General features: G+C 71.7%; 17 protein-coding genes. 13 read left to right on the forward strand and 4 right to left on the reverse strand.

What is annotated here, in order from left to right; translation table 11 throughout:
* Window positions 1–3: 3 nt before the first annotated feature.
* Complete coding sequence (locus tag ACQP00_RS04255) at window positions 4–903, reverse strand: MerR family transcriptional regulator (RefSeq protein ID WP_433214594.1); 900 nt, start codon at window positions 901–903, stop codon at window positions 4–6.
* 57 nt (window positions 904–960) lie between these two features.
* Between ACQP00_RS04255 and ACQP00_RS04260 the strand changes: the two genes are divergently transcribed.
* The 8 genes from ACQP00_RS04260 (at window position 961) to ACQP00_RS04295 (ending at window position 9,369) form a co-directional block, all read left to right on the forward strand.
* Window positions 961–1,308, forward strand: coding sequence for a hypothetical protein (locus ACQP00_RS04260; protein ID WP_433214597.1), 348 nt, complete (start codon window positions 961–963; stop codon window positions 1,306–1,308).
* A gap of 238 nt (window positions 1,309–1,546) precedes the next feature.
* Window positions 1,547–2,563 carry a BMP family lipoprotein gene (locus ACQP00_RS04265; RefSeq protein WP_433214600.1) on the forward strand — a complete coding sequence of 339 codons (1,017 nt, stop codon included), beginning with the start codon at window positions 1,547–1,549 and terminating at the stop codon, window positions 2,561–2,563.
* A 78-nt stretch (window positions 2,564–2,641) separates the two neighbouring features.
* The gene (locus tag ACQP00_RS04270; protein ID WP_433214603.1) at window positions 2,642–4,162 is read left to right on the forward strand and encodes an ABC transporter ATP-binding protein; all 1,521 of its coding nucleotides are present in this window, start codon (window positions 2,642–2,644) and stop codon (window positions 4,160–4,162) included.
* Window positions 4,163–4,196: 34 nt separating this feature from the next.
* Window positions 4,197–5,378, forward strand: a complete 1,182-nt coding sequence (locus ACQP00_RS04275) for an ABC transporter permease (RefSeq protein ID WP_433214606.1) — start codon at window positions 4,197–4,199, stop codon at window positions 5,376–5,378.
* Window positions 5,375–6,631 carry an ABC transporter permease gene (locus ACQP00_RS04280; RefSeq protein WP_433214609.1) on the forward strand — a complete coding sequence of 419 codons (1,257 nt, stop codon included), beginning with the start codon at window positions 5,375–5,377 and terminating at the stop codon, window positions 6,629–6,631. Before ACQP00_RS04275 ends, ACQP00_RS04280 begins: the two co-directional genes overlap by 4 nt.
* A 77-nt stretch (window positions 6,632–6,708) precedes the next feature.
* The gene (locus ACQP00_RS04285) at window positions 6,709–7,377 is read left to right on the forward strand and encodes a cytidine deaminase (RefSeq protein WP_433223682.1); all 669 of its coding nucleotides are present in this window, start codon (window positions 6,709–6,711) and stop codon (window positions 7,375–7,377) included.
* Complete coding sequence (locus ACQP00_RS04290) at window positions 7,374–8,651, forward strand: thymidine phosphorylase (RefSeq protein ID WP_433214612.1); 1,278 nt, start codon at window positions 7,374–7,376, stop codon at window positions 8,649–8,651. The genes ACQP00_RS04285 and ACQP00_RS04290 overlap by 4 nt, the downstream gene beginning before the upstream one ends.
* A gap of 37 nt (window positions 8,652–8,688) precedes the next feature.
* Window positions 8,689–9,369: a DUF4272 domain-containing protein gene (locus tag ACQP00_RS04295; RefSeq protein ID WP_433214615.1), complete on the forward strand. Its 681-nt coding sequence runs from the start codon at window positions 8,689–8,691 to the stop codon at window positions 9,367–9,369.
* A 143-nt stretch (window positions 9,370–9,512) separates the two neighbouring features.
* Here ACQP00_RS04295 and ACQP00_RS04300 read toward each other — a convergent pair whose 3' ends face one another.
* Window positions 9,513–10,334, reverse strand: a complete 822-nt coding sequence (locus ACQP00_RS04300; protein WP_433214618.1) for a putative RNA methyltransferase — start codon at window positions 10,332–10,334, stop codon at window positions 9,513–9,515.
* A gap of 17 nt (window positions 10,335–10,351) precedes the next feature.
* Between ACQP00_RS04300 and ACQP00_RS04305 the strand changes: the two genes are divergently transcribed.
* From ACQP00_RS04305 to ACQP00_RS04325, 5 genes are all read left to right on the forward strand, one after another.
* Window positions 10,352–11,419 (forward strand): adenosine deaminase, encoded by a 1,068-nt coding sequence (locus tag ACQP00_RS04305; RefSeq protein WP_433214621.1) that lies wholly within the window; start codon window positions 10,352–10,354, stop codon window positions 11,417–11,419.
* 324 nt (window positions 11,420–11,743) lie between these two features.
* Window positions 11,744–15,244 (forward strand): sensor histidine kinase, encoded by a 3,501-nt coding sequence (locus ACQP00_RS04310; protein WP_433214624.1) that lies wholly within the window; start codon window positions 11,744–11,746, stop codon window positions 15,242–15,244.
* Window positions 15,241–15,645 carry a roadblock/LC7 domain-containing protein gene (locus ACQP00_RS04315; RefSeq protein WP_033358336.1) on the forward strand — a complete coding sequence of 135 codons (405 nt, stop codon included), beginning with the start codon at window positions 15,241–15,243 and terminating at the stop codon, window positions 15,643–15,645. Before ACQP00_RS04310 ends, ACQP00_RS04315 begins: the two co-directional genes overlap by 4 nt.
* A 110-nt stretch (window positions 15,646–15,755) precedes the next feature.
* The gene (locus ACQP00_RS04320) at window positions 15,756–16,133 is read left to right on the forward strand and encodes a DUF742 domain-containing protein (RefSeq protein WP_345124324.1); all 378 of its coding nucleotides are present in this window, start codon (window positions 15,756–15,758) and stop codon (window positions 16,131–16,133) included.
* A complete protein-coding gene (locus ACQP00_RS04325) occupies window positions 16,114–16,716 on the forward strand; it encodes a GTP-binding protein (protein ID WP_345124326.1) in 603 nt (200 codons plus the stop codon). The genes ACQP00_RS04320 and ACQP00_RS04325 overlap by 20 nt, the downstream gene beginning before the upstream one ends.
* 400 nt (window positions 16,717–17,116) lie before the next feature.
* Here ACQP00_RS04325 and ACQP00_RS04330 read toward each other — a convergent pair whose 3' ends face one another.
* Window positions 17,117–20,731, reverse strand: a complete 3,615-nt coding sequence (locus ACQP00_RS04330) for a hypothetical protein (protein ID WP_433214627.1) — start codon at window positions 20,729–20,731, stop codon at window positions 17,117–17,119.
* A gap of 235 nt (window positions 20,732–20,966) precedes the next feature.
* A complete protein-coding gene (locus tag ACQP00_RS04335; protein WP_433214630.1) occupies window positions 20,967–22,106 on the reverse strand; it encodes a DNA primase in 1,140 nt (379 codons plus the stop codon).
* Window positions 22,107–22,125: the final 19 nt, after the last annotated feature.

Genomic DNA, 22,125 nt, shown 5'->3' on the forward strand with positions numbered 1-22,125 from the left:
ACGCTACCGGGGAAGGGTCTGCCGCAGCGCCGAAAGGAACCAGGACCAGCGGTGCATCGTGGCCGGGATCGGGGCCCAGCCGTTGATGATCGCCATCAGCTGCCAGTAGCGCTCGGCCCGCACGTCGATCGAGAGCTCCAGCCCGGCCAGCACCTCCCGCCTGAGCTCGTCGGTGTCCGCGCCCCAGCGGGCCAGCACCTCGGCGACGACCTCGGCCGGGTCCCGGGTGCCGCCGTCCTGGGCCTCGGCCACCGTGTCGACGAACCACTTGATCTCCGACATGTCGGTCGGAAGCACCCGCCGGGCGCCCGGCTCGAAGCTTCTGCGCCCCATCTCCCGCAGCCGCTCCCGGAAGTCCGGCTGCCGGAGCATCTCGGCCAGCTCGATCCAGGCGTCCACCTGCTCGTCGGTCGGCTCGTCGGGCAGGTCGGCGGAGACGCTGCGCATCCCGGCGGTGAACTCCCGCGACTCCGCCGAGTCGGCGATGCCGGTGAAGATGCTGTCGAAGAAGTCGTCGATGATCCGCTGCCGTTCCGAGGCGCCGGCCTGGGCGATGCGGGCCAGCCGCTCCAGGTCGGCCGGGGACGAGTCGCGCCCGGCCACCGCGCGCAAGGCCGCCCGGCGCAGCCGCAGCACGCGGATCTGCAGGCTCAGCGCCTCCGCGTGGGCCGCGGCCACCTCGCGCAGGTCGGCCCCGCGGTCCAGCACCTGCCGGATGGTGGCCAGGTCGAGGCCGAGCTCGCGCAGGGTCCGCACGAACTCCAGCCGCACGATCGATCCGTGGTCGTAGCGGCGGTACCCGGCGCTGGACCGCTCGGCCTCCGGGACCAGTCCGACGTCGGAGTAGTACCGGATGGTCTTCACCGGCAGGCCGGTGAGCCGCGACAGCTCGCCGATGTTCATGCCACGATCGTGGACCCTCCAGTAGGGGGAGGGTCAACGGGCCGCTACCTTGCGCGGATGGAACCTTTGCGCCTCATCCTCCTGTTCCTGCACCTGATCGGCTTCGCGCTGCTGCTGGGCGGGTCGATCGCGCAGTACATGACCGGCAAGCTGCGGATCAACCCGGCCATGCTCTGGGGCGCCGGCATCCAGGTGGTGACCGGCCTCGGGCTCGCCGCGCCGCTGCGCGGGGGCGGGGACGCCGAGCCGCCGACGGCCAAGCTCGCCGTGAAACTCCTGCTCGGGCTCATGATCTTGGCGATGACGTTCTTCTCGCGCAAGCGCGAGGAGGTCAACCGCGGTCATTTCCTGGCTTTGGTCGGGTTAACGCTCGCTAACGCCGCGGTTGCCGTGTTTTGGAGGTAACTGGGCTGTTACAAGATCGATCCCATAAGGCGGAATGACGGTCGGCACGTCACGGCCCTATAACGTGCTCCTCCCAACCCGGCAGCAAACGCTGGTTCAGCACCGCCGAGGGCGTACGCTCCCGCCGTTGGGTTCACCGCGTTCGGGCGGTGCTTTGGGAAGGGAGACCGTCTTGCGCCGAGTGCGTGGGATGAAGGTTCTCGCGGCCGCCGCGGTGGCGTTTGTCGCGTTGGGAAGCATGACCGCTTGCGGTGATGACTCGGACACCGCGGGGACCGGTGGCGCCAGCGGCGCGCCGCCCGCGAAGAAGAACGTCAAGGTCGGCCTCGCCTTCGACATCGGCGGCCGGGGCGACAAGTCCTTCAACGACTCCGCCGCCGCGGGCCTGGACAAGGTCAAGAGCGACCTGAACCTCGAGGTCAAGGACCTGGCCGCGGTCGCCGGCGAGAGCGAGAACGACAAGTACTCGCGCCTGAAGCTGCTCTGCACCAGCGGCTTCAACCCGGTCATCGCGGTCGGCTTCGTCTACGACGGCGCCGACGCGGCCAACGGCCCGCTCGCCCGCGCCGCCAAGGACTGCCCGAACACCAAGTTCGCGATCGTCGACGGCGCCACCAAGGCCGACAACGTGGCCGACCTGACCTTCGCCGAGGAGCAGGGCTCCTACCTGGTCGGCGTGGCCGCGGCCCTCAAGACCACGAAGGGCACCGTCGGCTTCATCGGCGGCTGCCAGGTCGACCTGATCAAGAAGTTCGAGGCGGGCTTCACCGCCGGCGCCAAGGCCACCAAGGCCGACATCAAGGTGCTGACGAACTACCTGTCGACCCCGGCCGACGCCTGCAAGGGCTTCAACGACCCGGCCGGCGGCAAGACGGCCGCCAGCGGCATGTACGACCAGGGCGCGGACATCGTCTACGCGGCCGCCGGCGGTTCCGGCACCGGCGTGTTCGAGGCCGCCAAGGCCAAGAACGCGCTGGCCATCGGCGTCGACTCGGACCAGTACAACACCGTCTCGGACGCCTCGCTCAAGCCGGTCATCATGACCTCCATGCTCAAGCGGGTCGACAACGCGGTGTTCAACTTCGTCAAGGACTACGCCGACGGCAAGTTCACCGCGGGCGCCACCGTCTTCGACCTCAAGGTCGACGGCGTGGGCTACGCCACGTCCGGTGGGAAGGTCGACGACATCAAGGACAAGCTGGACGCGGCCAAGGCCGACATCGCGTCGGGCAAGGTCACCGTCCCCAGCAAGTAAGCGTCAACTTGTAGTAGACATCGGGTGCTCGGCGGGGGACTGTGATCCAGTCCCCCGCCTCATCTGTTAGGAGCCTGGATGACCGCGGAACCACCCGCCGTCGAACTGAAGGGGATCACGAAGCGGTTCCCCGGCGTTGTGGCCAACTCCGACGTCAACCTCACCGTGCGCAAGGGCACGATCCACGCGATCGTGGGTGAGAACGGCGCCGGCAAGTCGACCCTGATGAAGATCCTGTACGGCATGCAGCCGCCCGACGAGGGCGAGATCATCGTCGACGGCAACCCGGTCAAGTTCTCCTCGCCGCAGGGCGCCATCGCGGCCGGCATCGGCATGGTGCACCAGCACTTCATGCTCGCCGACAACTTCACCGTGACCGAGAACGTCGTGCTCGGCGCCGAGAAGCTCTACGGCATCGGGTCCAGGGCCAAGAACAAGATCACCGAGATTTCGCAGCGGTACGGCCTGGGCGTGCGCCCCGACGAGCTGGTCGAGAACCTCGGCGTCGGCGACCGCCAGCGCGTGGAGATCCTCAAGGTCCTCTACCGCGGCGCCCAGATCCTGATCCTCGACGAGCCGACCGCAGTGCTCGTCCCGCAGGAGGTCGACGAGCTCTTCGGCAACCTGCGCGAGCTCATCCGCGAGGGCCTCACGGTCCTGTTCATCTCGCACAAGCTCGACGAGGTCCGCGCGGTGGCCGACGACATCACGGTCATCCGCCGCGGCACCACCGTCGCCTCGGTCAAGCCGGCCGAGGTCTCCGCCCGCCAGCTGGCCACCCTCATGGTCGGCAGCGAGCTGCCCAGCCCGGAGGCGCGCGAGTCCACCGTGACCGACGAGCCCGCGCTGGTCGTCGAGGGGCTCACCGTCCTGGGCCCCGAGGGCCGCCCGGTCGTGAGCGACGCGACCTTCACCATCCACCGCGGCGAGGTCGTCGGCATCGCCGGCGTCGAGGGCAACGGCCAGGCCGAGCTGGCCGAGGCCATCCTCGGCATGCGCGCGGCCACCGGCACCATCCGCCTCGGCACCGACGACGTCTCCGGCTGGTCCACCCGGCGCCGCCGCGAGGCCGGCATCGGCTACGTCCCCGAGGACCGGCACCGGCAGGGCCTGCTGCTGGACGCGCCCCTCTGGGAGAACCGGATCCTCGGCCACCAGACCGAGCGCCCCAACGCCACCGGCTTTCTGATCAACGTCGGCGGCGCGCGGCGGGACACCCAGCGGATCGTCGAGCAGTACGACGTGCGCACCCCCAGCATCGACGTGGCCGCCGTCGCCCTGTCCGGCGGCAACCAGCAGAAGCTCATCGTCGGGCGCGAGATGAGTCACAATCCCCGGGTCCTCATCGCCGCCCACCCGACCCGCGGGGTCGACGTCGGCGCCCAGGCCGCCATCTGGGACCACATCCGCAACGCCCGTATCGCGGGCATGGGCGTGCTGCTGATCTCGGCCGACCTGGACGAACTCATCGGACTGTCCGACTCCCTCAAGGTCATCTACGGTGGCAGGCTGGTGGCCGAGGCCGACCCGGCGACCGTCACCCCCGAACAACTGGGCGTCGCCATGACCGGCGCCACCACCGAGGAGGCCTCCGAGTGAGCGCGGCCGCCACCACTACCGAGGAGGCCTCCGAGTGAGTGCGGCCGCCGCCACCACCACCTCGCCGCCGCCGTTCTGGCGGCGCATCGACCTGGCCAAGCTGCTGCCCCAGCTGATCGCGCCGGTCGCGGCCCTGCTGCTGGCCGCGGCGATCTCCTGGCTCGCGCTGACGCTGACCGACAAGGACGCCGTGCAGGCGTTCAACGACATGATCGACTTCGGCACCCAGCCGGACTCGATGGTCGAGATCCTCAACAAGGCCAGCGAGTACTACATCGCCGCCGTCGCGGTCGCCATCGGCTTCAAGATGGGGCTGTTCAACATTGGCGTCGAGGGCCAGTCGAAGATCGGCGCGTTCATGGCCGGCGCGCTGGCCAGCGCCTCCTTCATGAGCTGGATGCCCGGCTCGCTGCGGATCGTCATGATCATCGTGGTCGCGGCCATCGTCGGCGCCCTCTGGGCCGGCATCGCCGCGCTGCTCAAGACCCAGCGCGGGGTCAGCGAGGTCATCTCGACCCTGATGCTCAACGCGATCGCCGGCCAGGTGGTCACCTGGCTGCTCAACGACCACTGGGGCACGCAGCAGCCCGGCGCCCAGATCAAGACCACCGGCGTGCTGCCGGAGAACTCCTGGATGCCCGGCCTGCCGATCGTCTCCGGCACCGACCAGAAGGTGCTGGGCTTCCTGGCCATCGCGGTGGTGCTCGGCCTGGTGTACTGGTTCACCGTCAACCGCACCCGCTTCGGCTTCGACCTGCGGGCCACCGGCTACAACCCGTTCGCGGCCACGGCCAGCGGCGTCAGCGCCAAGAAGATGATCATCACCGCGATGCTCATCTCGGGCGCGATCGGCGGCCTGGTCAACCTGCCCCGCATGCTCGGCGAGACGCACACCTACACCGAGGGCTTCGGCGGCATCGGCTTCACCGGCATCGCGGTCGCGCTGCTGGGCCGCAACCACCCCGTCGGCATGGCCCTCGGCGCCATCCTGTGGGGCTTCCTGGCCCGCTCGCAGCTCATCCTCGACCTCGACGGCATCCCGAAAGAGATCGTGGTGATCATGCAGGGCGTCACCGTCCTGTCCGTGGTCGTCGCCTACGAGCTGGCCAACCGCATCGGCCGCCGGGCCCAGCAGCAACGGGTCGGCACCGCCACCGCGGCCCCGGTCGGCTCGGCCCCGCTGGCCACCGCCGCGAGCACGGAGGAGTCCAAGTGAGCACCGACGCGATGCTCTCCGCCGTCGCCGTGCAGCCGGCCGCGCCCAAGCGGCGGCGCATGAGCACCGCCCGCATCCTGCTCATCGTGGCGGGCGCACTCATCGGGCTGTCGCTGGTACACCTGCTGACCGGAGCGGACGACGTCACCTCGCAGGGCGCCATCCAGGCCGCGCTGCAGGCCGCGGTGCCGATCGGGCTGGCCGGCCTGGGCGGGCTGTGGGCCGAGCGGGCCGGCGTGGTCAACATCGGCCTCGAGGGCCAGATGATCCTCGGCACCTGGTTCGGCGCGTGGGGCAGCCTCAACTACGGCCCCTGGGTCGGCCTGCTGATCGGCATCGCCGGCGGCGCGCTCGGCGGCCTGCTGCACGCCCTGGCCACGGTCACCTTCGGCGTGGACCACATCATCTCCGGTGTGGCGATCACGCTGCTGGCGCCGGGCATCACGCGGTACCTCTCGTTCATCGTCTGGGGCAGCGCCGGCGCGACCCAGTCGCCCGCGCTCAAGCCGGACCAGACCGTCCCGCGGGTCTCCGTGCCCTTCGTGGACAACCTGGCGGGGCTGGAGAAGCACCACTGGTTCCTGATCAGCGACCTGGCCGGCGTGCTGCGCGGCCTGCTCGTGGACGTGTCGCTGGTGACGGTGCTGGCGGTGCTGCTGATCATCGGGACCTGGCTGGTGCTCTGGCGCAGCCCGTTCGGCCTGCGCGTGCGCTCTGTCGGCGAGGACCCGCAGGCGGCCGAGAGCCTCGGCATCAACGTCTACAAGTACAAGTACTACGGCGTCGTCATCTCCGGCGCGATGGCCGGCCTGGGCGGCGTGTACCTGTCGACGGTCAGCTCCGTGATCTTCCGCGAGGGGCAGACGGGCGGCCGCGGGTACATCGGCCTGGCCGCGATGATCTTCGGCAACTGGCGGCCGGGCGGCCTCGCCATGGGCGCCTCGCTGTTCGGCTACACCGACGCCCTGCAGCTGCGCCGCGGCTCCGAGTCGGTGCACGCGCTGCTGATCCTCGTCGGCGCGCTGCTGCTGGCCCTGGCGGTGTGGGAGTTCGTGCGGCGCAACACCGTGATCGGCGTGGTCGCGGCGGTGCTGGGCGTGGGCTCCTACGTGCTGTACTTCGCCGTCGACACGATCCCCACGGCGCTGGTGCAGGCCGCGCCGTACATCACGGTGCTGGTCGTGCTGGCCCTCGCGGCACAACGGCTGCGAATGCCCGCCGCCGACGGCAAGCCCTATCGCCGCGGCGGATGATCAGGATTAGGCAAGATGGGTCTGTGAACTCTCTACCGGTTGATTGGGAAGCGCTGCGCAGTGCGGCGGTCTCGGCCATGGAACGGGCGTACGCGCCGTACTCCAAGTTTCCGGTCGGCGCCGCCGCGCTGGTCGACGACGGGCGGGTGGTCGTCGGCTGCAACGTCGAGAACGCCTCCTACGGCATCGGCCTGTGCGCGGAGTGCGGCCTGGTCTCCAGCCTGCAGGTGACCGGCGGCGGCCGGCTCGTGGCGCTGGCCTGCGTGGACGCCGACGGCCGGCCGCTCATGCCGTGCGGCCGGTGCCGGCAGCTGCTGTGGGAGCACGGCGGCGCGGCGCTGCTCATCGACCACGCGAGCGGGCCGCTGCCGATGTCGGCGCTGCTGCCGCATGCCTTCGACGACGGCGACCTGGTGCGCATCGCCGAGCGGGAGATCGATCTCAATCCGACGGTACCGGCGGCGCTGGCTCTGAAAGTCGGCAGCGGGACGGTCTTCGTGCATCCCGACATCGCCGACGGCCGCCAGGTGTGGACGTCGTACTGGGAACGCTCGTCCGGCACCGGCGAGGACGAGCCCGCGGGCATCCTGGAGGAAGGCCCGATCTTCACCACCGCCGCCGAGGCCGTCGACTGGGGCCGCATCCGCACCCCCCGGGTCGTGGTCGTCGACGCACAGGGCACCGCCAGCTGGGCCGGGGACACCCCTCGGCCGGCCGGCATCGAACAGGACTGGAGCCAACGATGAGCTTCGCGGCTGTTGACGTCATTCGCGCCAAGCGTGACAAGGGCACGCTGAGCGACGAGCAGATCGACTGGGTCGTCGCCGCGTACACCCGCGGCGAGGTGGCCGACGAGCAGATGTCCGCGCTGGCGATGGCCATCCTGCTCAACGGCATGACCGCGCGGGAGATCGCCCGCTGGACGGCGGCCATGATCGCCTCCGGGGAGCGGCTGGACCTGTCCAAGGTCGGCCGGCCGACGGTCGACAAGCACTCCACCGGCGGGGTCGGCGACAAGATCACGCTGCCGCTGACGCCGCTCGTGGCCGCGTGCGGGGCCGCCGTGCCGCAGCTGTCCGGCCGCGGGCTGGGCCACACCGGCGGGACGCTGGACAAGCTGGAGGCGATCCCCGGCTTCGGCACCAAGCTCTCCAACGAGGAGTTCACCGAGCAGCTGCGCACGGTCGGGGCGGCCATCTGCGCCGCGGGGGAGGGCCTGGCCCCCGCCGACCGCAAGCTCTACGCACTGCGGGACGTGACGGGGACCGTCGAGGCGATCCCGCTCATCGCGAGCTCGATCATGAGCAAGAAGATCGCCGAGGGTACGTCCGCGCTGGTGCTCGACGTGAAGTTCGGCTCGGGCGCGTTCATGCGCGAGGTCGCCGACGCCCGCGAGCTGGCCCGCACCATGGTGGAGCTGGGCAAGGCGCACGGCGTGACCACGGTCGCGCTGCTCACCGACATGGCGACCCCGCTCGGGCGCACCGTCGGGCACTCGGTCGAGGTCGAGGAGTCCCTCGAGGTGCTGGCCGGCGGCGGCCCGCAGGACATCGTGACGCTGACCCTGGCCCTGGCCCGGGAGATGCTCGACGCGGTCGGCCTCGGCGACGCCGACCCGCAGGCCGCGATCGCCAGCGGCCGGGCCATGGACGCCTGGCGCAGCCTCGTGCGGGCCCAGGGCGGCGACCCGGGCGCCCCGCTGCCGGTGGCGAACGAGGTGGAGACCATCACCGCGGGCTCCGACGGGTTCGTGGCCGAGCTGGACGCGTACGCGGTCGGGGTGGCCGCATGGCGCCTCGGTGCCGGTCGCGCCCGCAAGGAGGACCCGGTCAGCGCGTCGGCCGGGATCATCCTGCACCGCAAGCCGGGCGACCCGGTGCACGCCGGCGACGTCATCATGGAGCTGCGCGCCGAGGACGCGGCCAAGCTGCCCGCGGCGCTGGAAGTGGCCCGCGGCGCGGTGACGCTGGCCGAGGTACCGCCGGCGAAGCGACCCTTGATCCTCGACCGGATCTCCTGATGCGCAGGCCGCCCGAACGGGCGGTTATTGTGCGCGGGTGAGCACCACGGCGCCGGATCCGCAGCGGGTGCGGGAGGCGAGCCTCGAGGAGCTGCACCGCCTGCGGCTTCCCCTTCCCCCGCCCGACTTCCCGCTGGTCTGGGAGCCGGGGGACCAGATCGACCTGCGTCCCGGGCCGGAGATCGAGGCCCGGGCGGCGTGCCTGAACGTGCTGCTCGCCCGGGCCCACGGCATGCCGCCGGAGCTCGGGGTGCAGTGGCTCGCCGAGGCGCGGCTGGTCGACCGGCTCACGCCGCCCGAGTGGGCGTTCGTGGCCGACGGGGTGGGCGCGGACGGGGTCTTCGCCGGGCACGTGGAGGCGCTGTTCGCGCTGGCCTGGCTGCTGGGCCTGGCGCTGGACCTGGACCCGCTGCGCGGTGCCCCGGAAGAGCTGATGGAGCGGCTACCCAACCTGGCGGCGGGCGAGCCGTTCGCAGCCTGGCGGCGGCGGACGCTGGTCGCACCGCGCTCGGCCCCGGCCGCGGCCGTGCAGCTCGACCTGTATTACTGCTTGGCCTGGTCGCTGCAGGAATGCGCGCGCTCCGGGCTGCCGCTGCCGGGGCAGCTCGAAGCGTGGCAGGCGGGGCAACGGCGGTGGGCCCTGGAGTGGGCGGTGGTGTTCACCGGTCCGTACCACGGCGAGGCACCGGGCTGGGAGCAGGTCGATCTGACGATCTAACGCCAAAACCCGCTGTGTCTGAGGGGCAGCGGAAGGTTGGCCCGCTGTATGGGCACCCTGGCAGCGGTGTATACCGTTCGATGTCCTGAAGAACAGTGGGGGAGCTCCGCTCCACCCACACCCCCTCAAGACCGCACCGGGGTCTATCTGCTGCGCCAAGTTGTCAGGTCGACGTCCAGGTGGGTGGCGATCGGGGTCGGCAGCTTTGCGAGCGCTTCTTTGATGGCGGCGGGGTCGGTGTGCCAGGCGCTCGGGCCCATGGCGACCAGGGCGAGGGCGTCGGCGCGGCTCAGGGACAGGGGTGCGCGGATGGTGCGGGCATTTGACGGTACAAAATGGGGATCCAGGCTTTTGTGCAGTCGCTCCTGCTTGGCCGGATCGACCCGGATCAGGCCGAGGGCGTCGACCAGCTCGGCCAGGTGAGCGGCGGCGGGGGTGGCCACGATCAGGGCGCCGCCCGGGCGCAGGACCCGGGCGAACTCGGCGCCCGAGCGGGGGGCGAAGACGTCGAGGATCACGGCGGCGGCGTGGTCGGCGATCGGCAGGCCCTGCCAGATGTCGGCGCGGACGGCGCCGATGCGCTCGCTTGCCCGCGCCGCTCGCTTCAGTGCGGGCTTGGAAGTGTCGACGGCCAGGCCCACCGATTCGTTGGTGAGCGCCGCCGCCAGGTAGTGCGCGGTGCCGGCGCCGACCTCGACGATCAGGCCCGGCTCCTCCCGGGCGACGGCCTCGGTCACGGCTTCGGTCAGGGCGGCGAAGTGGCCGGCCGACAGCAGGGCCGCGCGGGCGGCGACCATCTCGGCCGTGTCGCCGGTGTGGGCGGGGCGGCCGGCGGTCAGGTCGACGTACCCCTGGCGGGCGATGTCGAACGAGTGGCCCTGCGGGCACCGCAGCGCCCGCTCGGCCGCGGTGAAGGGGCCGTGGCAGACGGGACACCGCAGATGTGTGATGACGGACGGTTGCACACCACTAGTGTCGTTCCATGGCTGCACCCACATTCGACGAGATCCGTCGCGCGCCCAAGGCCCTGCTCCACGACCACCTGGACGGGGGCCTGCGCCCCGCCACGATCCTCGATCTCGCGGCCGGGATCGGCCACGAGCTGCCCGCCGCCACGCCCGAGGGGCTGGCCGAGTGGTTCGTCGCCGCGGCGGACTCCGGGTCGCTGGAGCGCTACCTGGAGACGTTCGCCCACACCGTCGCGGTGATGCAGACCGCGGACGCGCTGCACCGGGTGGCCCGCGAGTGCGCGCTGGACCTGGCGGCCGACGGGGTGGTGTACGCCGAGGTCCGCTACGCCCCGGAGCAGCACCTGGAGGGCGGCCTCACGCTGCCTGAGGTGGTCGAGGCGGTGCTGGACGGGTTCCGGGCGGGCTCGTCCGAGGCGGCCGCCCAGGGCACCCCGATCCGGGTCGGCACCCTGCTCACCGCCATGCGGCACGCGGCGCGGTCGATGGAGATCGCCGAGCTGTCCATCCGGTACCGCGATGCCGGTGTCGTCGGCTTCGACATCGCCGGCGCCGAGGCCGGTTTTCCGCCCACCCGGCATTTGGACGCGTTCGAGTACCTCCAGCGCGAGAACTCACATTTCACCATTCACGCCGGGGAGGCGTTCGGCCTTCCGTCCATCTGGCAGGCCCTGCAGTGGTGCGGTGCCGACCGGCTCGGGCACGGGGTGCGGATCGTCGACGACATCGCCGAGGACCTCTCGCTGGGCCGGCTCGCCGCATATGTGCGCGACAAGCGCATCCCGCTGGAGCTCTGCCCGTCGTCCAACGTGCAGACCGGTGCGGCCCCCTCGATCCGCGAGCACCCCATCGGCCTGCTGCGTGACCTGCGCTTCCGGGTGACCGTGAACACCGACAACCGGCTGATGAGCGGCACCAGCATGTCGCGGGAGATGGCGCTGCTGGTGGAGGCGTTCGGGTACGGCTGGGCGGAATTGCAGTGGTTCACGGTGAATGCGATGAAGAGTGCGTTCATTCCGTTCGACGAGCGCCTGGCGTTGATCAACGATGTCATCAAGCCGGCGTACGCCAAGCTCACGTGATGTCCGGATTTGTCGGCGTCGATCACCTGGGTGTATCGGGTAAACCTGTATGAATGCCTTTAAATCGGACATTGGCTCCAGTGTCGCACATAATGCACAGCGGGATACCTGGGCTTTCTTCTTGGCACGGGACATGGTGGAATCTCGTGGGTCTGGCCCAGTAGGGTCGGCCGGTCGCGGGTGCCTGCTGTTCCACAAGGCGCCGGTTCGGAGGGCGGTGAAGTGAGCAAACGGCCATCGACGCGGGAGCCGGTCTCGTCGCGTCTGCGGTTCCCCATCGGCCGGCTCCGAGACCTGCCAATTTGGTCCAAGCTCGGCCTGATCATGATCGTCCCGATCATCGCGACGATCGTGGTCGGCACCAACGGTCTCGTCGGCAACATCGGCGACGCCAACGACGCCGACCGGGCCCGCACCCTTTCCGGCCTGTCGGCTCAGTCCTCCGCCCTCGTGCACGAGCTGCAGAACGAGCGGGCCAACGCGGCCATGCTGCTCGGCCAGCTCAACACCGACGCGGCCGTCGAGGCCCGCAGCGTCTTCGAGCGGCAGACCCAGAAGACGGACGACGCCGCCAAGGACTACCGGCTCACCCGCTCCGGGCTCGCCGACCCGCCCGAGGACTTCCGCAAGCAGCTCGCCTCGATCGACACGCAGCTGCAGGACCTGCCGCAGATGCGCAAGCAGATCAGCGAGGGCAGCAAGGAGATCCTGGCCAGCACGGTCGTCGCGCGGTACAAGTCGCTCGTCGACGACCTGCTCGGGATCCGCGACAGCGCGGCCGAGCTGTCCAACAACCCGTCGCTGGGCGCCGACATGCGCGCCGCGGCCGCCATCTCGGAGATGAAGGAGCAGGTGGCCCTGGAGCGGGTCGTCGGCATCCGGGCACTCACGACGAAGGCCTTCACGCCGCAGCTGCGCAAGGAGTTCCAGTCCGCGCTGACCGGTCAGGAGCAGGCGGAGGAGCAGTTCCGCACCAACTCCCAGCCGTGGCACCGCGACCTGTTCGACAAGAAGCGCTCCGGCTCGGACCTCAAAGAGGCCGCCACCTTCGAGGGTGTGCTCGGCCCGCTGACCACCGAGGCGCTGCCGGGCGACATCTTCACCGCCACCGCGTGGGACAACGCCATGATCAACAAGGCGAACCTGCTGCGGGGCATCGAGATCGAGTTCGACGACCACAACATCGACAGCGCCACCGTGGCCCGCAACGACCTGCAGCGCCGGGTGCTCGTCACCGCCGGCGCGCTGCTGGGCATGCTGCTGCTGGCGATCCTCTTCGCCTGGATCGTGGCCCGGTCGATGGCCCGCTCGCTGCGCGAACTGCGGCACGGCGCGCTCACGGTCGCCCAGTTCGGCCTGCCCCAGGCGGTGCAGCGACTGCGCGACCCGGCCCTGGCCACGCAGATGTCGCCGCACCAGCTGGCCCTGCAGATCGCCGAGCCGCTGCCGATCCGCAGCCGCGACGAGTTCGGCCAGGTGGCCGAGGCGTTCAACGCGGTTCACCTCGAAGCGGTGCGCACCGCGGCCGAGCAGGCCGCCCTGCGGGCCAGCGTCGCGACCATGTTCGTCAACCTCGCCCGCCGTTCCCAGATCCTGGTCGACCGGCTCATCGGTCACCTCGACCGGCTGGAGCGCGGCGAGGAGGACCCGGACCGGCTGGCCGAGCTCTTCCAGCTCGACCACCTGGCCACCCGGATGCGCCGTAACGACGAGAACCTCCTGGTCCTCGCGGGCGCCGACTCCACCCGCATCCAGCGCGAGCCGGCCCCGTTCATGGACGTGCTGCGCGCCGCGCAGTCCGAGGTCGAGCACTACACGCGCATCGAGTTCGGCATGATCGACCGGGACATCGAGATCGCCGCCCACGCGGTGAACGACATGGTCCACCTGGTCGCCGAGCTGCTGGACAACGCGACGGCGTTCTCGCCGCCGGACTCGGCCGTCATCGTGGAGGCCCGCCGCGTCGGCGACCGCGCCGCGCTGCTGGTCGAGGACCACGGCATCGGCATCTCGCCCGAGCAGCTGGCCGAGCTCAACGACCGGCTCGCCAATCCGCCGATGGTCGACGTGGCCGTCTCCCGGATGATGGGCCTGGTCGTGGTCGCGCGGCTGGCCGCCCGCCACGGCGTCAAGGTCGAGCTGCGGGCGGCGCGCGAGCGCGGCACCATCGCCGACATGACGCTGCCGGCCGGCGTGCTCGTGCCGCGGGCGCTCGCCGGGCGCGGCGGCCCCGGGATGCCGTCCGCCGGCATGCCCGCCGTCGGCCCCAACGACGTCGTGCAGGCCCGGCCGATCCCGTCGACCCCGGCCCCCCGCTCCCCGCTCGCCTCGCCGCTGGCGCTGGAGAGCGGCCCGACGCCGGGTGGTCTCGGCGGCGGCTTCGCGGGCGCCGGCACCGGCGGCCCCGGCAACGGCGGCGGCCCGCGCTTCGGCACCCTGACCAGCAGCGGCCTGTTCGGCGGGGACCGCCCCGAGCGACCGGACCGCAGCAACGGCACGGGCGAGCGCCCGACCGTCAACGGCTTCGCCAACGGCACCCCGCCGCGCCCGGCTCCGCCCGCGCCGCCGGCTCGCCCGTCGCTTCCGCCCGCGGGCGGTGGCTTCGGCGACGACAGCGGCTTCCGGCGCGGTGACACCGGCGGGTTCCGCCGGGGCGACACGGGCGAGCAGTTCCGCCGCGGCGACGCCGACGGCTTCCGGCGCGGGGACACCGGAGGCTTCCGCCGTGACCCCGAGCGGGACACCGGCGGGTTCAACCGCGACGACCGCGCCCCCGAGCGCAACGGTGGCGGCGGCCGCGCCCTGCCGGCCTGGTCGGACCTCACCGGCGTCGGCGACGTCTCCGGTCAGGACGACTTCCGCCGGGACCGTGAGGACGCACCCGGCGGCTCGGGCCGGCTCGGCCCGCTGCCGCAGCGCCGCGCGAACGAGGCCTGGCCCGCCGAGGGCGAGGACGCGGACGTGGCCGACGCCGAAGAGGTGAGCGGCCCGATCCCGCGGCAGCGACCCAGCTTCGGCAGCGGCTTCGACGACGCCCCGGCCGGCCAGAACGGCTTGGCCACCCCGCCCGCCGCCGCGCCGTCGCCGTGGCCGCCGGCCGCCGCCGAGCCGCAGCAGCGGCCCGCGCCGCAGCCGGAGCCGTACGCGCCGGTCGACATGACCGCGGAGATTCCGCGCGTCCGGCTCGACTGGGACCCGGCTCCGGGCGAGAGCGAAGTACAGGACACCCGGCAGCGCTTCGTCGACGAGACGATGGAGCTGCCGATCTTCCGGGAGCTGGAGTCCGCCTGGTTCACCACCAAGCGCCAGCCCCTGGAGGACCTCACGCCCCCGGCGTCCTCCGCGGCGGCCCCGGCTCCGGCTCCGGCCGCAGCTCAGCCGCCATCCTCCGGTCAGCGGCCGGTCGAGGTGACCTACAGCGAGGCGCCGGCCCAATACGTCCCGCCGCAGCGATTTGAAACCCGCAGTCCGGGTGAACCTTCGCGAGGTTCGGCCGACCGGGCGTCGAGCGGTTCGGCAGTAAACTGGCACACTGCGGCAGACGAAGGATGGCAAGCGGCTGCGGCAATCGCCGAAGCGCAGGAATTCGCGACGACCGACATGGGTTTGCCAAAACGCGTGCCGCAGGCGCAGCTGGTTCCTGGTGGGGTTGAAAAGAACCCCGCCGCTGCGCACAAGCGGACGCCGGAGTCCGTGCGCGGTCTGTTGTCGGCTTACCACCGAGGCGTTCAGCGCGGCCGCACGCGGTCCGACGACTCGAAAACCCCTGAGCCGACTTCGGCCGGGCCTCAAAACTCGCAGGTTGGCAAGGAGCAAGAGGCATGACATCTACGCAGGATCTCGGTTGGCTGCTCGCCAACTTCGCGGACCGAGTGCCGGGGGTCGCCCACGCGGTCGCCGTCTCGGCGGACGGTCTGCTGTTGGCTGCTTCTCGCGACCTGCCGCGCGACCGTGGTGATCAGCTCGCCGCGATCGCTTCCGGCCTGGTCAGCCTGACCCAGGGCGCATCCCGCTGCTTCGAGGGCGGGGCCGTGCTGCAGACTGTGGTCGAAATGGACAATGGCTTTCTGTTCCTCATGTCGATCTCCGACGGTTCGTCGTTCGCGGTCCTCGCGGCCCGCGCCTGCGACGTCGGTCAGGTCGGCTACGAAATGGCATTGCTGGTCGACCGGGTCGGTGACGCTCTCACGCCGCCGCCCCGCCCAACGGCCTCGATGCTCGGCTGAAGCTGAACTAGGTGACAGAGCACTATCCATTAGTTGGTATCCATTGGCTGCTAACGACATACTCAGTGGCTGCTTACGAGGCCCGACGAGTGAGGAGGTGAACGGCGAACATGGCCGAACGCGATGAGCCAACGGGCGCGTTGGTAAGGCCGTACGCCGTCACCCGAGGTCGCACCCGGCCCAAGCTGGAGATTGCGATCGAGGCGCTGGTCGAGACCACCGTGCGTGGCCGGGCGGCCAATACCCGGCCGGGTGGTGCTCACGGCCAGGAGCAGCAATACATTTCAACGCTTTGCGACGGACGCTTGCAGTCCCTCGCCGAGATCGCGGCGCGCATGCAGCTTCCGCTGGGTGTCGCCCGTGTCATCGTCGCGGACATGGCTGCCGACGGACTGGTCGCGGTGTACGAGCCGACCTCGCTCGACGAAAACGAGTCGGTGGGCACAGAACTGCTTGAGAGGGTGCTGAGTGGACTTCGGAGGCTCTGACGTGGCGCACCGCCCAGGGCGGGTCACGTCAGCGAAGATCGTCATCGCCGGCGGTTTCGGCGTGGGCAAGACCACACTGGTCGGCTCGGTCTCGGAGATCACGCCGCTGACCACCGAGGCCATCATGACCTCCGCCGGTGTCGGTGTGGATGACACCCGCAATGTGCCCGGCAAGACGACGACCACGGTCGCGATGGACTTCGGTCGTATCTCGATCGACCGGGACCTGATCCTGTACCTGTTCGGTACCCCGGGCCAGACCCGTTTCTGGTTCATGTGGGACGAGCTCGTGCGGGGCGCCATCGGGGCCGTCGTCATGGTGGACACCCGGCGTCTGGCCGACTGCTTCGCCGCGATCGACTTCTTCGAGCACCGGCGGCTGCCGTACCTGGTGGCCATCAACTGCTTCGACGGCGTGCAGTACCACAACGCCGACGACGTCCGGGAGGCGCTCGCGATCTCGAGCGACGTCCCCGTGGTGTCGTGCGACGCGCGCTCCCGGGAGTCGACCAAGAACGTACTGATCTCGCTGGTCGAGTACGTGCTGTCGATGCGCCGGACCCGCGCCACCGCGCCGGCCTAAAACTTCACACGCACCGCCGCTACACCCCACTCAAGCAGTGGAAGCGCACCGAGCACCCGAGAGGGACGCCCGGTGCGCTTTCGCGTTGCGGGGTATGACGCTCTGTGTTCATCCCGGTGCGGAACGCTGCGGTTCCGTTTCTGTGGCCCGCAGAGCGTTCCAAGGCCGCGACGGGCACTCGGGTGTGCCTGCGCACGTTCTGATCGCGCTGTAGCCCGCACAGGGCGTCTGCACGCGCATCTGAGGGAATGCATACGAAAGAGGGCCGCCCCCTTTTCGCGGGAGCGGCCCTCTTCGTGTGCCGTCTGCTCGCGCATCCGATGGCACACATACGAAGAGAGCCGCCCCCTTTTTTCGCGGGAGCGGCCCTCTTCGTGTGCGTTGTGTGGAGGAGTGAGCTCTAGCGGCGCGCCGAGCGGTACTCGAACTCGCGCTCCTGGTAGTCCCGGCTCGCCTCGCGGCTGAAGTCCCAGCCGCCCGCCGACTCGCGACCCGGGCGGCCGCCGACCGAGAAGCCGCCGACCTCCTGGCCCCGGCGCCAGCCGCGGAAGTAGCCCGTGGTGTGGGCGGCGATCTGGGCGGCGTCGCGGACGATGCGCAGCGGGCGCTCCGGGTTGGCGTTGACCGGGGCCCCAGGGACCAGGTTCTGCTGCGGGACGCGGCGCGGGAGGCCCGTGCTGGTCTCGTCGCCGATCTGCGGTGCGGCCGCGCGCTGGGCCGCCTGCCAGGCCTGGTCGTTCGAGTTTTCCCAGCTCGGGGTGGGCGCCTGGGTCTCGCCGGTGGACTCGTCGGCGTCCCAGTCGGTGAACCAGGCCGAGCGGGCGGCCGCGAAGATCAGCAGGTCGCCGTCGCCCTCGTCGGGCTGCTTCGGGGCGGCGTCGCGCTCGGCGGCCTGGGCGCGGCGGCTGCGGCCGGCGCCGGTGCTGCGAGCGGTGGCGCGCTCGGCCGGGCGCTCCGAGTCGACCAGGCGCAGGGCCGGGGGCTCGAAGCGGAACTCGCCGCTGTACTCCCCACTCAGCTCGTCCGAGTAGCCGCCCTTGAGCGCGGGGTCGGCGACCGGGGCGGGCTCGACCAGGCGCAGCCCGGCCGGCTCGACCGGCAGCTCGCCGGTCTGCCACGGCGGGGGCACGCGGCCCTCGCGCTGGCGAGGCAGTTCGACGTGGCGCTCGGCCGTCCGGGACCGCTCGCTGCGCGGGATCTCGGTGCGACCGCGGTCGCTGCGCGGGATCTCCGTGCGGGTGGTGTCCGTGCGGGTGGTGTCGGCGCGGGTGGGCTCGGAGCGCGGAGTCTCGGAGCGCGGAGTCTCGGCACGCGGGAGCTCACCCCGCGACGAGCGCGGGATCTCGCTGCGCGACGAGCGGGGGATCTCGGTCCGGGCCCGTTCGCTGCGGGCCGGCTCCTCGTCCAGCCGGTCGGCGTGCCGCGAACCGGTGCGGGCCTGCTCGGCCGCGGCCTGCTCGGCACGGTCGCGCTCGGCCCGTCGCTCAGCCCGGGAGAGCCCGGCGGAGGCGGCGGAGGCGGCGGAGGCAGCGGCGGCGCTGGACTCGGCGCGGGACCGGGTCGAGCGGTCGCCGTTGAGCGGCGGGAACTCCCCGGAGCCGAACGAGCTCAGCGAGTCCGAAGCCGCGCTGCGCGAACCGAGGGCGTCAGCGGCCGAAGACCGCGAACCGAGCGCGTCAGCAGCTGAGGACCGTGAGCCGAAAGCGTCGGCCGTCGAGGAAGCCGCCGAGGAAGCCGCCGAGGACCGCGAGCCGAGGGCGTCCGTGCCGCGGCGCGGGGTGCCCGAAGCGCTCAGCGAGCCCGACGTCGACTCGATCGTCGCGTCGAGGGCCGAGAAGTCCGGCGGCTGCGGGATGTCGCTCAGCTTCGGCAGGCTGCTCAGCTCCGAGGCGGAGGCGAGCGGGTCGGCGCCGAACTTGTACGCCGCGGCCGAGGTCTCCGTGGTCGGCGCGTCCGCCGAGCCCTGCGCCCAGCGCGACAGCGTCGGGGGCTCGCCCAGCGCGCTGAGGTCGCTCAGGCGCGGGCCGCCGTCCAGGCCGCCGCCCGAGGTGGGCGCGGCGGGCGTGATCGGCGGGGCCGGGGGCATGCCGGCCAGCGGATCGAAGCCGTACGAGTCGAAGCGCGGCATCTCGTGGTGCTCGTGCCCGCCGATCAGCGGGGCGATGCCCGGCGGCGGCGCCGGCATCAGCGAGGTGAACTGCGGCTCGTTGTTCGTCGACGTCGGCTGCGGCGGGATCACCGGGCTCGGCGCGACCGGCGGCGGGGCGACCGGGGCCGGGGCCACCGGCAGCGGCGCGACCGGGGTCGGCTGCGGGGGAGCCGGCTGCAGCGGGACCGGGATCGACTGCATCGAGGCCGGGGTGGGCTGCTGGCCCTGGTACGTCGGCGGCACCGGCGGCGCGGGCGCGTACATCGGCGTCGGCGCGTGATAGGCGGCCGGCTGGTACGGCGGCGGCGGTGCGGTGTGCGAGGCGGGCGCGTAGCCGGGTGTGTAGCCGGGCGGCGTCGACGTCACCGGCGGGGCCGAGGGGACCCCGTAGGCGGGCGGGGCCGAGGGCACCGAACCGTACACGGGCGGCGCCGAGGGGACCGACCCGTAGGCCGGCGGGGCCGACGGCACGTAGCCGGGCGGGGTCGAGACGACCGGCGGGGCGGAGATCACGGCCGGCGGGCCGGAGACGACGGCGGGCGCGGAGCCGATGGTGCCCGGCAGGCTCGCGGCCGGCGGGGCCGACACGACGGGCGGCTGGGCCTGGGACGGCATGTTCGGCACGCTCTGGGCGCGGCGACGGCCACCGGTGGTGCGCGCGGCGGCGGTCTCCTCGGCCCGGGCCACCTCGGCGGCGCGGGCGGCGGTCTCGGCGGCGCGGCCCGCGGCCTCGGCGGCCCGGGACGCGCGGGTGCGGGTCGGCATGGCGTCGCTCGCCGCGGCGGCCGGGCGGGCGTTGGAGGCCACGGCGGCGGCCCGCGAGCGGGACGGCGTGTTCTCCGGCAGGGCCGTGGCCGGGCGCAGCGGGGTGGCCGGGGTCAGCGGCTGGGCCGGCTGGTTGAGCGGGGCGGCCGGGCTCAGCGGCGTGGCCGGGCGCTGCCGGTTGGGCAGCGTGCGGTGCGCGGCCGGGCTCATCTTCTCGGCCAGCACCGCGACGAGCGCGGCGGCCGCGGCGTCGCCGGCCCGCACGGCCGCGACGGACTGCCGGATGGTCTCGGCGACCGCGGCGGTCATGGCCCGGTTGACGCCGGTGCGGCGGGGAGTCTCGGCGATCGCGACGCGCAGGGCGGTGATGGCCTCGCCCAGCGTCGCGGCATCGGCGACGCCGGCCTTGGCCAGTTCGCCGATGACGAGCTGGTCGCCCTTGCGGCCGGTGGCGCCCCCGCCCAGTATTCCGGGCTCGGGCAGCGCGTCGAGGACGGCCAGCGGGATGGTCTCGGCCGGGTCCGGGTAGGCGCGCAGGGCCGCGGGGTAGAGCTCGCGGAGCACCTCGCGCAGCGTGGCCGCGGCGCTCTGGCGGCCGGAGACGACGGCGGCGTGCGCGGCGAGGACCGGCTTGAGCGGAAGCATGTCGCGCGGCGGGCTCTGGCCGACCGCGGAGAGCACGCCGGCCTGCAGCGCGCGGGCGAGGCCGACGGCGCGGCGCTCGGCCGCGTTGGACTGGATCTCCTCCGGCGACTCGTCGTCGGCGAAGCGCTCGGCGTAGTCGTCGGCCGAGTCGTCGTCGGTGAACGCGAGGTTGCGGCCCGCCGCGGTGAGCAGCTGGGTGACGACGTGGTCGTCGCTCTCGGCCGCGACCGCCACGGCGGACGTGCCGCCGGAGCGCTGCGCCAGCAGAGCGCTGAGCTCGGCGTAGCCGCCGGCGTCGTCGCTCACCTCGCAGATGTCGATGAGTCGGCCGGCGTCGTCGACGACCGCGACGGTCAACCAGATGTCGGAACCCGACTGCGGCTCGGCGGGGTCAGCCGACGCCAGACCGCAGTACACCCGAACGAGCGCCACCGCGTCGTCCTCCTCTCGGGACATCAGTTGAGCTTTCGTCACGATCGGCGGGGACTGTCCCGGCGCCCCGCCGATGTGTTGCCGCAGGTCAAACTGAACGACCTCTAGTGAACAGGTTGACGGCCGGTGACGCGATCAGCCGAAACGGTTGATTGCCCAGCTGGCTGATCGTCGTCCACCGTCGCCACCCGTCCGGCTAGGAGCCGGGTCGGGCCCGCCGTGCCAAAATGCCCACGGCTTAGATCCTGTCGGTCACAAATCAATCACGCCAGTCCACGGCGGCAGAAATTTTGCCGATGATCGTCCGCCAGCCCAGGGCTGCCTGTTGTGCCCCGATTTTCTTCAGCCGGCGCTTGGCGAAGAACCCGCCGACGCCGCCCGATGCCGCAGCTCGCAGGCCCTCGTCGAGGTCGTCGAGGGGGGAGCCGGGGGAGAGCGCCGTGCGGACCGGCTCGAGGCGCAGGGCGTAAGCAAGGTCACGTGCCGCCTCGCCCGCGGCGAGCAGCAGATCGGTGTCCCAGGCGTCCTGGCCGCCGCGCAGGTTCTCCACCACGAGGTCGAGCTCGTAGCGGTTCTCGTCGGTCGGCACCACCGAGGCGACGGTGATCCGCTTCTTCAGGCTTTCCCAGGTGTCGACCTGGACAAGGTCGTTCTCGACGCCGTCGGTCTTGACGTACTCCACCAGGCCCTCGACGGAGCGGAAGAGCAGCAGCTTGCCGCGGTGGGAGAGGAACGCCGGAACCTCCTCGGGCTCCGCCTCCTCTTCCTCATCCTCTTCTTCCTCTTCCTCCGCCTCGGCCTCGAGCGCCTCTTCCTCTTCGGCCTCGGTGAGCTCGTCGTCAGCGTCGTCGAGCTCGTCGTCCTCATCGTCCGACTTGGCCGAGGACTTCTTGGCGACCGGCGCGTCGGCGGCGTCCAGGTCCGATTCGTCCGAAGAGGAAGAATCCGCAGAGTCCGTCGCGGTGTCCTTCTTCCGGGAACGCTTCGATGAAGCTTCCACGGGCGCCGGCTCCGGCTCGTCCTCGAACAGCTCCGCGTTCTCGAGGATCACGACCCGCTCGTCGTCCTCGTCCTCGTCGGCCCGGCGGTGGAGGATCGCGAAGTCGTCCTCCTCCTCGTCGACCTCGGTCGGCGTGAGCTCGGTGTTGAGCCGGTACGCCCGCAGCGTGTAGCCGACCCCCTTCGGGAACGCGATCTCGACGGGCTCCATGCGCACGTCGTTCCACATCGCGTCGGCCTGGGAGGTGCGCTCTTTGCCGCCGGCCTCCTCATCGAAGTCGGCGTCGTCCTCATCGGCGATGTCGTCGGCGATGTCGTCGGCGTCCTCGACGGTGTCGACCTCGTCGTCGACCTCGGTCTCGGCATCCAGCGCGTCGACCTCCTCGACGTCCTCCTCCACCGGCTCGGGCTTGGCCGGT

It is taken from the genome of Dactylosporangium sp. CS-047395, assembly GCF_050942185.1.
Taxonomy (GTDB): Bacteria; Actinomycetota; Actinomycetes; order Mycobacteriales; family Micromonosporaceae; genus Dactylosporangium.

Bases quoted from the DNA above. Each gene is read 5' to 3' on its own strand.
- ACQP00_RS04315 (WP_033358336.1), top strand. From the start codon at position 15,241: ATGACATCTACGCAGGATCTCGGTTGGCTGCTCGCCAACTTCGCGGAC.
- ACQP00_RS04320 (WP_345124324.1), top strand. From the start codon at position 15,756: ATGGCCGAACGCGATGAGCCAACGGGCGCGTTGGTAAGGCCGTACGCC.
- ACQP00_RS04265 (WP_433214600.1), top strand. From the start codon at position 1,547: ATGACCGCTTGCGGTGATGACTCGGACACCGCGGGGACCGGTGGCGCC.
- ACQP00_RS04330 (WP_433214627.1), bottom strand. From the start codon at position 20,731: ATGTCCCGAGAGGAGGACGACGCGGTGGCGCTCGTTCGGGTGTACTGC.
- ACQP00_RS04310 (WP_433214624.1), top strand. From the start codon at position 11,744: ATGATCGTCCCGATCATCGCGACGATCGTGGTCGGCACCAACGGTCTC.
- ACQP00_RS04290 (WP_433214612.1), top strand. From the start codon at position 7,374: ATGAGCTTCGCGGCTGTTGACGTCATTCGCGCCAAGCGTGACAAGGGC.
- ACQP00_RS04270 (WP_433214603.1), top strand. From the start codon at position 2,642: ATGACCGCGGAACCACCCGCCGTCGAACTGAAGGGGATCACGAAGCGG.
- ACQP00_RS04260 (WP_433214597.1), top strand. From the start codon at position 961: ATGGAACCTTTGCGCCTCATCCTCCTGTTCCTGCACCTGATCGGCTTC.
- ACQP00_RS04255 (WP_433214594.1), bottom strand. From the start codon at position 903: ATGAACATCGGCGAGCTGTCGCGGCTCACCGGCCTGCCGGTGAAGACC.
- ACQP00_RS04305 (WP_433214621.1), top strand. From the start codon at position 10,352: ATGGCTGCACCCACATTCGACGAGATCCGTCGCGCGCCCAAGGCCCTG.
- ACQP00_RS04285 (WP_433223682.1), top strand. From the start codon at position 6,709: ATGGAACGGGCGTACGCGCCGTACTCCAAGTTTCCGGTCGGCGCCGCC.